This window comes from Nocardiopsis sp. CNR-923, from assembly GCF_001942255.1.
GTDB lineage: Bacteria > Actinomycetota > Actinomycetes > Streptosporangiales > Streptosporangiaceae > Nocardiopsis.
Map to the genome: position 1 here is coordinate 65934 of NZ_MKKC01000098.1, position 12412 is coordinate 78345.

The window sequence follows — 12412 nt, forward strand, 5'->3', positions numbered from 1 at the left end:
AGAGGGCTCCGCGATGGCCGACCTGTATCCCCTGCTCCCGCTCACGGCGGGGGTGATCGCGCTCTGGCTGGTGACCAGGGACGCACGTGTGGACCTGCGTCTGCGACGCCACGGCGTGCGCGCCAAGGGGCGGGTGATCGGCTACAACGAGACCTCCTCCTCCTCACGGATGATCGTGCAGTTCCGCACCGAGGACGGGGTGGAGGTGCACGCCGAGCACGAGAACACCGGGTGGACGGCCTCGCGCGCAGGGGAGATCGTGACCGTCTCCTACGACCCAGACACCCCTGAGCTGGCCCGGATCATCTCCGCGCCGTGGCTGAGCCGCTGGGTGCGCGGCCTGTTCGGCGCGATGGGGACGGTGCTGGTGCTCAGCGGCCTGCTCCTGGGCTACCTGGCGTGGACGTGACGTCCTCCCCGGGCTCCGGAAGCGGCGGACGGTAGCGGACCAGGCGGTCGGGCAGCCCGCCGTGCAGGGTGGAACGGGTGCGCACGCGGACCCCGCACACCAGGTCGGCCAGGCCGGCCCGGTCCTTGCGGACGAGGGCCGTGCTGACGTGCAGGACGGCCACGGCACAGGCGAACCAGGGCCACCCGAGCGCGACGAGCGCGACGACCGGGGCGTGGAGCAGCAGGGCGCGCGACAGGACGCGCCGTCGCGCCGCGGGTTCCGTGGGTTCCCGTTCGGACAGCGCCAGGCGCAGGAGCGCCGCCGCTGGGGTGCACCGGTCGCGCCGGAGCAGGGGGACGACCAGACCGAGCACGACCGCCGTCCCGAGCAGGGCGAGCGTCCGTACGGTCTCGCCCTCCGCCGGGGCGACCAGGCCGAACAGCCGCGCGAGAGCCGCGAGGGTGGCCGCCCCGTACCACCACAGTCCGAGGTCGAGCGCGCAGGCGAGCGCCCGGCGGGAGGGTTCGGGCGCCGCGCGGTCGGCCACGGCCGAGGGCCAGCCCCGAGCCAAGCCGCCCGGCCGCGGCAGCGAGAGCCAGCGCGCCACCGCCCATCCAAGGAGGACTCCGACCACACCGAGCCCCACCACCAGCGGAGACGTCGTGGCGTACGCGCACGGGTAGACGCCCAGCAGCCCGGTCGCGCGCACCGCACTCGCCGCCGTGGCCAGTGCGACGCCGAGGGCGAGCGTGGTCCCGAGCCCACGGCGGAAGCGGTCACGGGCCAAGAACCCCACGGGGATGAGGACGGCACAGCCCAGGAGCAGTTCACGGGGCGCGTGCGCGGGGTGGGGCCGGTCATCGGGTCCGGGCGGCGCGCTTCCGGCTGACGGGGAGCACAGCCCGTCGACGAGCGCGGGCAGCGGCCAGACGGCGTAGGCGACCACGCCGACGCAGCTGAGCAGGAACGCCATCGTGAGCCGTCCGCTCCAACCGCGTACCAGACCGTAGCGCCGGTGCTGGTCACCCAGGGCGAGCGCAACCCCCGTCACGACCAGCAGCGGTACAGCCACGACGGCCACGTCGACCGCGGGCTGTCCCCCACCGTGCGGCTGCACCATGCACGTCTCCTCGCCTGCGCGCGCGGGGCCCGACGCCGCCGGAACGGCGGCCTTCGAGGGTCGCCTCGGGGGGAACGCGACCTGGGCCCTTCACTCCGGGGCGCAACGCTAGTACGCTCCGGCAAAGCGCGGAACCAGAACGCACCTTTGTCCTGGTACCGTCCAATAGCGCCGAAGACGACCACTTGGCACGGGGAGAACATCCCCTCGCCCTTAGTGACCTTTGTCCCACCACCCCGCCCTCAGACCAGCGATACCGCGCGTGTGAGCAGTTGACGAGTGCGCCCCACCCCCGAAGACCCCCCGCGCAGAGCGACCCGGATCCGCTGAACAGGCCGGTCCGAGATAACATCCCCAACGCCAAAACGGCGCGAATGTGGTTACTCTGCGGTCAGTCCCGCGGCGCCCCGGCCACCGGACGCGACCAGCGGAGCGGTGGGCCTCGCGCGCGACGCCCCACGCTGCCACCCCTCGCGCCCGGAGGCGGGCCGACCCCCGGCACCGCACCGAGACGACTTCGACGCGGAGCGACAGGAGAACCGTGCAAGCAGTACAGCAGCGACGCCGGCGGACCATCGCCGCACGCATCCGCTCCATGGTCATGATCCCCACCGCCGCGCTGCTCGCGCTCTGGCTGATCATCACGTTCGTCCTGGCCTGGGAGGCCTTGTTCCTGATCCTGCGGTCCAAAGCGACCCACGAGATGGTGACCCCCGCCGCAGTCGGCCTGGTGCGGGTGATGGACGAGCGGTCGGCGACCATCGCCTACATCGAACGCCCCGACGACGCCGCCCTGGGGGAGGCGATGGCGCAGGCGCGCGAGGAGTCCGACGCCACGCTCGGCGTGGTCATCGACGACCTCATCGGCTTCGTCGACATCGCCGCGGGGCGTTCCGCCGACCGGATCGAGGAACTCTACGACCAGTACGGCGACATCGGCCAGATCCGCGACGCCGTCGACTCCGGGACCGCGACCCGCGACGCGGTCCTGAACTACTACGACTCCCTGATGTTGGCGGGCGCGACGTCTTCGACGCGCAGGGGCGGAGCGGCAACAGCGGCCCGTCCACGAGTTCGGGCTTCACCGCCGTCTACATGTTCCGCACCGTCGACGCCTTCGCGCGGACCGACGCCCAGCTCCAGCGCGCCTTCGCCACCGGGGAACTCACCCACGAGGACCAGCACGTGTTCACCGAACTGGTCGGCGCCTACCAGAACCTCCTGGAGGCCAACGCCCACTACCTGGAGGGCCCCGGACAGCTGGAACGCTACGAGGCCCTCACGGCCAGCCCCGAATACACGGCCTTGCTGGACATGCAGCAGGAGATCATCCACCGGCAGATCCCCACGGAGTCCGTCTTCGACCCGGCCACGGGCCAGGAGGAGACCGTCCAGGACCTGACGATGCCCGTCGACGAGCAGGAGTGGGCAGCGGCCTACGGCCACACCCTGTCGGAGCTGACCGACCTCGGCGAGAACGAGGCACTGAACTCGGCGAACGTCACGAGCGACTACGCCTGGTCCCGGGTGTTCTGGGCCGTGACCGCCAGCCTCGGCTCCGCCGCCGTGCTCGCCTCCGCGTTCGTCCTGGCGCGCAGGTCCTCCCGGGATCTCACCGACCAGCTGCTCCGGCTGCGCGACGACTCCATCGACCTGGCGGAGAAGCGGCTCCCCGACCTCATGCGCCGCCTGCACGAGGGGGAGCGCGTCGACACCAGGACGGCCATGCCGGAGCTGTCCACCGCCGACGACGAGATCGGTGACGTCGCCAGGGCGTTCAACACCGCCCAGCGCGCCGCCGTCGACGAGGCCGTCCAGCAGACCGAACTGCGCCACGGCGTCAACCGGGTGTTCCTCAACATCGCCCACCGGAGCCAGACGCTCGTCCACCGGCAGCTGCGCCTGCTGGACAAGATGGAGCGCGAGCAGGAGGACCCTGAGCAGCTGGAGCAGTTGTTCAAGCTCGACCACCTGGCCACCCGTTCCCGCCGCAACGCGGAGAACCTGCTCATCCTCGGCGGGGAGGCGCCCGGCCGGACCTGGCACCGCCCGATGCCGCTGATCGACGTCCTGCGCGGCGCCATCTCCGAGTCCGGCGACTACACCCGCGTCAAGCGTGAGCGCATCGCCCGTGTCCACCTGAACGGCCCGGCCGTCGCGGACGTCATCCACCTGGTCGCCGAGCTCGTCGACAATGCCGCGATGTTCTCGCCGCCCCACACGCACGTGCGGCTGAGCAGCGAGGACGTGCCCAACGGCGTGACGATCGAGATCGAGGACCGCGGTCTGGGCATGACGGACGGCGAGCTCACCGCGGCCAACGCGCTGCTGTCGGACCCGCCCGAGTTCGACGTCATGCGGCTCAACGAGAAGATGCGCCTGGGCCTGTTCGTGGTGTCCCACCTGGCGCACCGCCACGGAATCCGGGTGCACCTGCGCTCCTCCCCCTACGGTGGCGTGCAGGCGATCGTGCTGCTGCCGCACGACCTGATCTCCGGTGACCGTGCGGAGTCCCCGGCTCCCGAGGAGGAGGACATCTGGGAGGTCCGCGCGATCACCGAGCGCCCCTCCGGCGACGGCGCCAGGCCGATGCTGACCCCGGTGGCGGCCCCTCCGTCCGACGGGCCCCCCGAGGACGCGACCGCAGACGAGGGGAGGGCCCCCCGCTCCGGCGCCGCCCTGGCCGCCGCGCCCGACCCAGGCGACGAGGCCCCGGAGGAGGGGACGGACGCCCCCGCCGACGCCGACGCGCGCCCGGAGGGCGTCGGCGCCGCCGTCGTCACGGACGCCACCGGTGCGGGTGCGGACCTCCTGGGCGCGAACGGCGACGTCCCCCTCCCGTCCCGGCCCCTCCGCTGCGACCCGGACGACGGCGAGCCCGCGACGGCCCCGCCCCGTCCTCCGCCGCGGACGCGCGCCCCGCCCTGCCCGTGCGCGCGCCCGGCGGCGCTTCCGCCACCGTCGTCGAGGCCGGAGACGGCCGACCGCCGCTCCCCAAGCGCGTCCGCAGGAGAACCTGGCGCCGCAGCTGGCGGCCGACCCCTCCGACGGGGGAACCGGACCCGCCGCGGGGCTCGGCGGCACCGACGGCGCGGCCGTGGGCGGTTCCTCCGACGGCGCGGAGCGGCTCGCACGCCTGCGCCGGAACATGTCCGCGTTCCAGAAGGGGACTGATCGCGGACGGCGCGAAGGCAAGCAGCAGATCCACGACACCGACAAGGACGCCTAACGTGACGAGCACCCCTGACAGCGCCGACATCGGCAACGGCGCGGGCAAGATGGACATCGACTGGCTCCTGGACGAGCTGCTCGACCGCGCGGTCGGGTCGCGGCACGCGATCGTGCTGTCGGCCGACGGACTGCTCATCGGCCGCTCGCGCGACCTGGTCAAGGAGGACGCCGAGCACCTCTCCGCGGTGGCGTCCGCGTTCCAGAGCCTGGCCCGGGGCACCGGCCGTCACTTCGGCGGCGGCGAGGTCCTCCAGACCGTCGTGGAGATGGAGAGCGCCTACCTGTTCGTCACGGGCGCCGGGCGCGGCGCCTGCCTGGCGGTGCTCGCCGAGGAGAGCGCGGACGTCGGGCTCATCGCCTACGAGATGAACGTACTGGTCGACCAGGTGGGCCGATACCTGAACGCCGCCCCCAGGAACGAGGGCGCGGCCGGGGAAGCCACGCGATAGGGGACGGTTATGCAAGCGCACAACGAGCACGATCCCGGCGGGACGCCGAACGGCCTCCCGCACCGCGACGGCGGCTTCGGTTCCGGCGGCTCCGCGGCCGGCGGCCCCCAGGAGGCCGGTCCCCTCGTCCGTCCGTACGTGATCGCGCAGGGCCGCGACCACGCGGACACCGTGCGGCTGGACATGATCAGCGTCGTGATCGCCGCCAAGCGTGCCGAGGTGGACGAGATGGCGCTGGAACCGGAACAGCTCCGCATCCTGGACCTGTGCCGCCGTCCCCAGTCGGTGGCCGAGGTGTCCGCACACCTGGACATCCCGGTCGCCGTCGTCAAGGTCCTGCTCAGCGACCTCCTCAACCGCGGCCTCGCCCTGGCCCGCGCCCCCTACACAGCGAAGAGCCCGGTGAGCCGGGACGTACTCCAGGCGGTACTCGATGGCATCCAGAGACTCTGAGAACGACGACCACGCGCCCGTCCCGTCGGCGCTGAAGATCCTCGTGGCGGGCGGCTTCGGGGCCGGGAAGACCACGCTGGTCGGCTCGGTGAGCGAGATCGCCCCGCTGCGCACCGAGGAGGTGATGACCGAGGCCAGCTACGGGGTCGACGACCTGTCGGGGGTCGAGGCCAAGTCGACCACCACCGTGGCGCTGGACTTCGGGCGCATCACCATCAGCCCCAGCCTCGTGCTGTACCTGTTCGGCACCCCGGGCCAGGAGCGGTTCTGGTTCATGTGGGAGGAGCTGTCCGAGGGAGCGCTGGGGGCCATCGTCATCGCCGACACCCGCCGCCTGGAGACGTGCTTCGCGGCCGTGGACTTCTTCGAACGGCGCGGTGTGCCGTTCGTGGTGGCGGTGAACTGCTTCGAGGGGGCCGACCGGTACGAGGTGCACGAGGTGCGCGACGCGCTCAGCCTGGATCCCGCGATCCCGGTGGTGCTGAGCGACGCACGAAGCCGCGAGTCCTCCAAGCGGGTCCTGCTCACGCTGGTGAACCAGGTGGCCGAGCGCATGGCCGCCTGAGCGCGGCCGGGCCCCCGTCGACCGCAACGGATCGGAGGGGAGCACACACGTTTACAAATGGCGCTAACAGGTAAAGTTCGGGCCGTGGAGCACCGCGTGGACGCGTGTGCCGCACATCCGCGGACCCCTGCCCCGGCGCGCTCGGGCCCGCACCGAGGCGACTGGAGAAGACCATGAAGCGGTTCGAGTGGCGCGATCGGATCTACGCGTTGGACGCGGAGGCGGACTGCGAGCGGATCGTCACCATCCTGGACGACCGCCTCGTCCGGGCCTTCGCCCACCCCGAGCCTCCCGCTCCTGGCGCCTGCTCGCCCGCACCGTGCCCCGGCTGCGGGCCAGGGCCGTTCGGCTCATGGCACCGCGCGAGGAGCCCCGGCTGGCCAGGCAGAGCCCGAACATCCGCAGCTACCCGGACGGCTACGACCCCAACCGGATCGGTACCTTCCCCAAGGGCTGCCCGGTCCCGCACGGCCTGGCCACGGTGGAGGTTCCCGGCACGGGGGCACACGTGCCCGCGCCCGGTCAGGCGATCGCGCCCGCCGCCGAGCTCCAAGCACCCGTCCCGCGGTCCGAGCCCACCGCCCCCCAGCCCGCGGAGCCGTCCGAACGCTGAGCGGAGCCCGTCCCCGGCTATGTCCCAGCCGTGCTCCCGCGCACCTCCCGTCACCGAGCCCGGTCGCGTCCCCACCCGACCGGGCCCCGGCGTTCCCGCGATGCCCGCCGCGGCGCCGTCTCCCCCACCCCCACACCACCCCCTACGAAGGAATGCCATGAAGCGCTTGACCTGCGCGACGAGATCCACCTCCTGGATTCTGAGGAGGACTGTGTCAGGATCGTCCAGATCCTCACCTCCCAGGAGTTCCCCTGGGACATGGGCCGGGCACTGGGCATCGCCCTCTACCGCACCTACGCCGTGCCCAGCATCGGCGCACTGCTGGGGAAGACCGACGAGTTCACCGGTCAGACCCAGAAGCGGTACGACGACACCGCCCTGATCCTGGGCAACATCATGCGGCACGGGTTCGAGCCCGGGAAGGGACGCGACGCGCTGCGCCGGATGAACCAGATGCACCGCTCCTACGACATCAGCGACGACGACTACCGCTACGTCCTCAGCACGTTCGTCGTCATGCCGGTGCGCTGGATCAGCGACTACGGCTACGGCTGGCGGAGCCTGTCCGACCACGAGGTCGCCGCGATCACGAACTACTACCGCAAGCTCGGCCGACACATGGGGATCAAGGACATCCCCGAGACCTACGAGGAGTTCCGCGCGCTCCTGGACGCCTACGAGGACGAGCACTTCGCCTACACCGAGGGCGGCCGGGCGGTCTCCGACGCCACCCTCGACCTGATGGTCACGTTCTATTCGCCGCGCGTGGCCGGCCTGGCGCGCAAGTTCTCCATGGCGATCCTCGACGACTCGCTCATCCGCACCTTCCGCTACGACCCGCCGAGCCGTGCCTGGCGCCTGGCGTCGGACATCGCGTTGAAGCTGCGTGCCAGGGTGGTGCGCCGGATGAGGCCGCGCCAGCAACCGCTGTGGGCCGACGACAACCCGAACGTGCGCAGCTACCCCGGGGGGTACGACGTCAACCGGATCGGCACGTTCCCCGCCGGCTGCCCGGTGGCACACGACGTCGACCCGGTGGCCCACGTCGAGGCTCCGTCGAACGGTCCGACGTGACCCTCGGCCCGCCCAGGTCGGTACACCTCTGGTACGGCAGCGGCGCCGTGGCCACCAGCGTGTTCAACACCGTGCCGGGCCTGCTGCTGCTGATCTACCTGACCGACTCCCTCGCGGTGAGCCCCGCGCTGGCGGGGGCCGTGGTCCTCCTCCCCAAGCTGGTGGACCTTCTGGTCAGTCCGTATATCGGCATCTGGTCAGATCGGACTCGATCCTCCTGGGGACCCCGCCGCCCCTGGATGCTCGCCGGTGCGCTGACCCTGCCGGTCCTGTTCGCGGCCGTCTTCGCGGGCCCTCCGCTCCAGGGCGACACCGCGGCGGTCTATGTGGCGCTGCTCTTCGTCGCGGCCGCCCTGGCCGCGTCGATGTTCCAGGTTCCGTACACCGCGATGCCGGGGGAGATCACCGACGACTACCACGAGCGGTCCACGTACAACGCGTGGCGGACCGCCTTCGTGGGGCTCGCGCTGCTGCTCGGCGGGGCGGCCGCGCCGGTCATCCAGTCGTCCTTCGACGACGACGCCACGGGGTACCGGGCCATGGGCGCGGTGATGGGCGCACTGCTCCTGGCGTCCATGCTCAGTGCCGTCGTGGGCACCCGCCGCGCGCCGAGACCGGCCTACGTCCACCGCTCCGAGGGGATCCTGCCCCAACTCCGGGTCGCGCTCGGGCACCGGCACTTCCGGGTGCTGTTCCCCGCCTTCCTGCTCATGTCGGTCGCGGGCGGGACGATGGTGGCGGGTGTGCCCTACGTGACCGCCAACGTCATGGGCGAACCGGCGTACACCAGCATCCTCATGGTGTGCGTGCTCGTGCCGCTGATGGCCTCGGCCCCGTTGTGGAAGCGGCTCTCGGTGCGGATCGACAAGCGGGGCGCCGCCGGGTGCTCGGCCGCGGTGTTCGCGCTCGGAGGGCTCGGGCTCCTGCTGATCCCGGTCTGGGGAGTGCCGGGAGCGGTCCTGTCGTCCGTGGTGGTCGGGGTCGGACTGTCGGGGACCACCCTGCTGCCGGCGTCGATGCTGGCGGACTGCCTGGCCAGCGGGGACGAGGCGGGGCGGCGGCAGGGCGGTGTCCTCGCGGGGCTCTGGACGTCCGGCGAGGCGGTGGCTCAGTCGGTGGGCACGGGCTTGCTGTCGTTGTCCCTCGCGGTGAGCGGGTACGTGGAGTCGGGCGCGGACGAGGTCGTGCCGCAGAGCGAGGCGGCGCTGCGCGGCATGCTCGTCGGCAGCACGCTCGTGCCCGCGTGGTGATGCTCTCGTGCCTGGTCCCGTTGGCCTGCTACCGGCTGACCGCCGTCCTGGAGAGCCCGTCCGACGGCGCGGCCGTGTGACCGGTCCCGGGTGTCCGCCCGCCGTGCGGGCTCCCGGGACCCCACGGGACCGCGGGACGGGATCCAGGGGGTGCGGATGCCGCCCGTCGCGCGGCGGGTGTCCGCGGCGCACGGAAGACCGGGTCAGCGGCTCAGCCGCCGCCACACCGGCCGGGGAAGCACGCGCATCACCGCGAACACCGGCGCCAGCACGCGCGGAGACCACACGGTGGTGGCCCCGGAGCGCAGACCGCGCGCGACCGCGTCGGCCACCTGCCCCGGTGTGGCCGGGAAGGGCGCGGGTTCCACGTGCGCGGACATCTGGGTCGGCACGTAGCCCGGGCGCACGACCAGCACGCGCGCGCCGGTGCCGTGCAGGGAGTCGGCCAGACCCTGGGCGAAGCCGTCCAGCCCGGCCTTGGCCGACCCGTACACGAAGTTGAACCGCCGCACGCGCACCCCGGCCACGGACGAGAGCACGACCAGGCGCCGTGGCCCTGGGCGCGCAGCCGTGCGGCCACGGCGAGACCGACGGACACGTGCCCGGTGTAGTTGACCGCGGCCGCGCGGGCGGCCGACACCGGATCCGCCTCGTACCCGGCCTGGTCACCCAGGACGCCGAACGCGTCCACGACCACGTCCAGGTCGCCGACCAACTCCACCGCGCGGTCGACGGTCGCGGTGTGGGTGTCGGGGAGGGTGGCGTCGAAGTCCACGGCGTGCACGGTGGCCCCGAGCGCGGTGAGCACGCTCGGCGGGGCGTCCACCCCGCCCCGGGCCGCGAGCACCACCTCGCGGGCGCCGTCCCGGACCAGCCGTTCGACGACGGCCAGGCCGATGTCGCTGCGACCGCCCAGCAGCAGCACGGTACGCACGGTCCCCACCGAGTCGCGCATGGGGTTCCTCTCGTGTTCGGGGCGCAGTGGTCGGGTGCGCCGTCAGACCAGGCGCAGGCGGCGGGCCAGGTCGGAGACGAGCACCCCATCGGGGTCAACCCGGTCCCGGGTCCGCCGCCACGCGGGCAGGCCGGGGTACATGGCGTGCACGGTCTCGGCGCTGGCGCGGCTGTCCTTGGCCAGGTACAGGCGTCCGCCGACCTCCAACAGCCGTTCGTCGAACCCGCGGAGCAGCCGCCCGAGGCCGGGCAGGTCTGCGGGCAGGTCCAGGGCCAGGCTCCAGCCCGGGCGCGGGAAGGACAGCGGCGCCGGGGTGGGCTCGCCCATACGTTTGAGGACCGCGAGGAAGGACGGCGCGCCCGCCCTGGACAGGCCGGTCACGATGTCGGTGAGGGCGTCCTCGGCCCCGAACGGCACGGCGAACTGGTACTGGACCAGGCCGCGCGGGCCGTAGATCCGGTTCCAGCCGCGCACGGCGTCGAGTGGGTGGAAGAAGGAGGACAGTGACTGGACCCGGCCGCGGCGGCGCTCGGGCGCGGCGGCGTGGTAGGCGGCGTTGAAGGCGCCGACGGACCACCGGTTGAGCAGGCGCGGGGGCGCCCAGGGCGGCGCCGCCAGGAGCGCTGCGGGCCGGTGGCTCAGCGGGGCGCTGCGCAGCGGTCGCGGCAGGTCCGCGACGCGCGCGTGGTGGGCCCGGGTGAGGACGCCCCGCCCGGTCGCCGCGCCCCGGGCGAGCAGGTCCAGCCAGCACACGGTGTAGGGGTGCTCGGCGCGCGACATGAGGTCGAGGCTCGCGTCGAGCCCGGCGGTGCGGTCGGTGTCCACTCGGGCGTGAGCGGTCTCGACGGGGCGGACGGCGAGGGTCGCGTCGGTGACGACCCCGGTCAGCCCCATGCCGCCCACGGTCGCCCAGAACAGGTCGGCGTCGTCCCCGTCCGGCGTCAGCGCGCGCACGCGGCCGTCTGGGGTGCACAGGGTGAGGGCGCGCAGGTGCGCGCCCAGGGAGGACTCGACATGGTGGTTCTTGCCGTGGACGTCGGCGGCGATCGCCCCGCCGAGTGTGACGTGCCGGGTTCCGGGAGTGACCGGAACGAAGTGGCCGCGGGGCAGCAGGTGGTCGATGAGTCGGCCCATGCTCGTGCCCGCGGGGGCGGTGACCTCGCCGCGTTCGGGGTCGAGGCGCACGGGTCCGGTGAGTCCGGTGCAGTCCACGACGAGCCCGCCCGCGGACTGGGCGGCGTCCCCGTAGGAGCGGCCGAGGCCCCGGGCGACGACCCCGCGCGGCCCCGCGCCGGCGAGGGCGTCGGCAACCCGCCGGGCGTCGCGGGGGCGGACCACGCGCGCCGCGGTCGGCGCGGTGCGTCCCCAGCCGGTGAGCAAGGTCGGGGGGTTCACAGGTGGATCCCGGCGGCGACGAGGGCCACGAGTGTGACAAGCGTGAGCTGGATCGGACGGTCGCGCAGGGCGATCTCCTCGGGTTCCTCGCCGACGCCCCGGTCGACGAGCAGGTTGTAGCGCAGGACGAACACGACGAACGGAACGATACTCAGGGTGTGCCAGAGCGTGGTGCCGCCCGGCTCCAACGCCCAGAGGAAGTAGGTGACGATCATCGCGCCGGAGGCCATGGTGCGGGTCTGGGTGAGGTAGCTCCTGGTGTACCCGCCGAGCGTACGGCGGACGGGCGTGGCGGACCCGGCGGCACGCAGTTCGGCCTCACGCTTGCCCACGACCACCAGCAGCGCGCCCAGGGAGAGGACGAGCACGAACCAGGAGGTCAGCGGTACGCCGACCGCGACGCCCCCGGCCACGGCGCGCAGGACGTGGCATCCGGCGACCACGACCAGGTCGCACAGGACGATGTCGCGGAGGTGGCGGGTGTAGGCGAGGGTGAGGACGACGTATCCGGCGATCAGGCCGGTCACGCGGAGGTCGCCCAGGGCGAGGGAGGCCAGCGGCGCGAGAGCGCCGAGAAGGGTCCCGGCGGTGACGGCCACGGGGACGGGCAGGGCGCCGGAGGCGACGGGGCGGTGGCGCTTGCGTTCGTGGGCCCGGTCGGCGGGCGCATCGTGGACGTCGTTAAGCAGGTAGGTGCCGCTGGCCGCCAGGCAGAAGAGCGCGAACAGGCCCACGCACACGAGGAGCGCCCGGGGCTCGTCGAGGGCGCCGGCGGCGCCGGGCGCGGCGAACACCAGTAGGTTCTTCAGCCACTGCCGGGGACGGCAGGCCCGGACGAGGGCACCGGCGAGGCCGGTTCCGCGCGCCCGTTCCTGCATTCCCGACAGGGGCTCCGGGGCCCGTTCAGTCACCATGC

At 73.0% G+C, this 12412-nt stretch carries 10 protein-coding genes and 3 pseudogenes; 9 read left to right on the forward strand and 4 right to left on the reverse strand.

Annotated elements, in window-relative coordinates:
- The first annotated feature begins 13 nt into the window (after positions 1 to 13).
- On the forward strand, positions 14 to 409 hold the full coding sequence (locus BJF83_RS17100; protein ID WP_075927080.1) for a DUF3592 domain-containing protein: 396 nt from the start codon (positions 14 to 16) through the stop codon (positions 407 to 409).
- Here the strand turns inward: BJF83_RS17100 and BJF83_RS17105 are convergent.
- On the reverse strand, positions 372 to 1511 hold the full coding sequence (locus BJF83_RS17105; RefSeq protein WP_075927081.1) for an RDD family protein: 1140 nt from the start codon (positions 1509 to 1511) through the stop codon (positions 372 to 374). The genes BJF83_RS17100 and BJF83_RS17105 overlap by 38 nt on opposite strands.
- Before the next feature lie 739 nt (positions 1512 to 2250).
- Here BJF83_RS17105 and BJF83_RS29465 point away from each other — a divergent pair.
- The 8 genes and pseudogenes from BJF83_RS29465 to BJF83_RS17140 all read left to right on the forward strand — a co-directional run.
- Positions 2251 to 2511: pseudogene (locus BJF83_RS29465) on the forward strand (nitrate- and nitrite sensing domain-containing protein); the annotation flags it as partial.
- A gap of 95 nt (positions 2512 to 2606) precedes the next feature.
- Positions 2607 to 4685 carry an ATP-binding protein gene (locus BJF83_RS17110; protein WP_262391635.1) on the forward strand — a complete coding sequence of 693 codons (2079 nt, stop codon included), beginning with the start codon at positions 2607 to 2609 and terminating at the stop codon, positions 4683 to 4685.
- A 56-nt stretch (positions 4686 to 4741) separates the two neighbouring features.
- Positions 4742 to 5191, forward strand: a complete 450-nt coding sequence (locus BJF83_RS17115) for a roadblock/LC7 domain-containing protein (protein WP_075927082.1) — start codon at positions 4742 to 4744, stop codon at positions 5189 to 5191.
- 9 nt (positions 5192 to 5200) lie between these two features.
- Positions 5201 to 5644, forward strand: coding sequence for a DUF742 domain-containing protein (locus tag BJF83_RS17120; RefSeq protein ID WP_075927083.1), 444 nt, complete (start codon positions 5201 to 5203; stop codon positions 5642 to 5644).
- Positions 5625 to 6209, forward strand: a complete 585-nt coding sequence (locus BJF83_RS17125; protein ID WP_075927084.1) for an ATP/GTP-binding protein — start codon at positions 5625 to 5627, stop codon at positions 6207 to 6209. Before BJF83_RS17120 ends, BJF83_RS17125 begins: the two co-directional genes overlap by 20 nt.
- A gap of 352 nt (positions 6210 to 6561) precedes the next feature.
- Entirely contained in the window at positions 6562 to 6822 is a 261-nt protein-coding gene (locus BJF83_RS17130; protein WP_394329349.1) for a hypothetical protein, read from the forward strand.
- Between the two features lie 171 nt (positions 6823 to 6993).
- Positions 6994 to 7896 (forward strand): oxygenase MpaB family protein, encoded by a 903-nt coding sequence (locus BJF83_RS17135; protein ID WP_075927157.1) that lies wholly within the window; start codon positions 6994 to 6996, stop codon positions 7894 to 7896.
- Positions 7893 to 9226: pseudogene (locus tag BJF83_RS17140) on the forward strand (MFS transporter). The gene BJF83_RS17135 and the pseudogene BJF83_RS17140 overlap by 4 nt, the downstream one beginning before the upstream one ends.
- A 123-nt stretch (positions 9227 to 9349) precedes the next feature.
- On the opposite strand, the pseudogene BJF83_RS17145 reads toward BJF83_RS17140, so the two are convergent.
- The 3 genes and pseudogenes from BJF83_RS17145 to BJF83_RS17155 form a co-directional block, all read right to left on the reverse strand.
- Positions 9350 to 10101 (reverse strand): annotated as a pseudogene (locus tag BJF83_RS17145) (decaprenylphospho-beta-D-erythro-pentofuranosid-2-ulose 2-reductase).
- A 42-nt stretch (positions 10102 to 10143) separates the two neighbouring features.
- The gene (locus BJF83_RS17150) at positions 10144 to 11496 is read right to left on the reverse strand and encodes an FAD-binding oxidoreductase (RefSeq protein ID WP_075927085.1); all 1353 of its coding nucleotides are present in this window, start codon (positions 11494 to 11496) and stop codon (positions 10144 to 10146) included.
- The gene (locus tag BJF83_RS17155) at positions 11493 to 12410 is read right to left on the reverse strand and encodes a decaprenyl-phosphate phosphoribosyltransferase (protein WP_075927086.1); all 918 of its coding nucleotides are present in this window, start codon (positions 12408 to 12410) and stop codon (positions 11493 to 11495) included. Before BJF83_RS17155 ends, BJF83_RS17150 begins: the two co-directional genes overlap by 4 nt.
- Positions 12411 to 12412 lie beyond the last annotated feature (2 nt).

Bases quoted from the DNA above. Each gene is read 5' to 3' on its own strand.
- BJF83_RS17110 (WP_262391635.1), top strand. From the start codon at position 2,607: ATGTTCCGCACCGTCGACGCCTTCGCGCGGACCGACGCCCAGCTCCAG.
- BJF83_RS17120 (WP_075927083.1), top strand. From the start codon at position 5,201: ATGCAAGCGCACAACGAGCACGATCCCGGCGGGACGCCGAACGGCCTC.
- BJF83_RS17155 (WP_075927086.1), bottom strand. From the start codon at position 12,410: ATGGTGACTGAACGGGCCCCGGAGCCCCTGTCGGGAATGCAGGAACGG.
- BJF83_RS17105 (WP_075927081.1), bottom strand. From the start codon at position 1,511: ATGGTGCAGCCGCACGGTGGGGGACAGCCCGCGGTCGACGTGGCCGTC.
- BJF83_RS17100 (WP_075927080.1), top strand. From the start codon at position 14: ATGGCCGACCTGTATCCCCTGCTCCCGCTCACGGCGGGGGTGATCGCG.
- BJF83_RS17130 (WP_394329349.1), top strand. From the start codon at position 6,562: ATGGCACCGCGCGAGGAGCCCCGGCTGGCCAGGCAGAGCCCGAACATC.
- BJF83_RS17125 (WP_075927084.1), top strand. From the start codon at position 5,625: ATGGCATCCAGAGACTCTGAGAACGACGACCACGCGCCCGTCCCGTCG.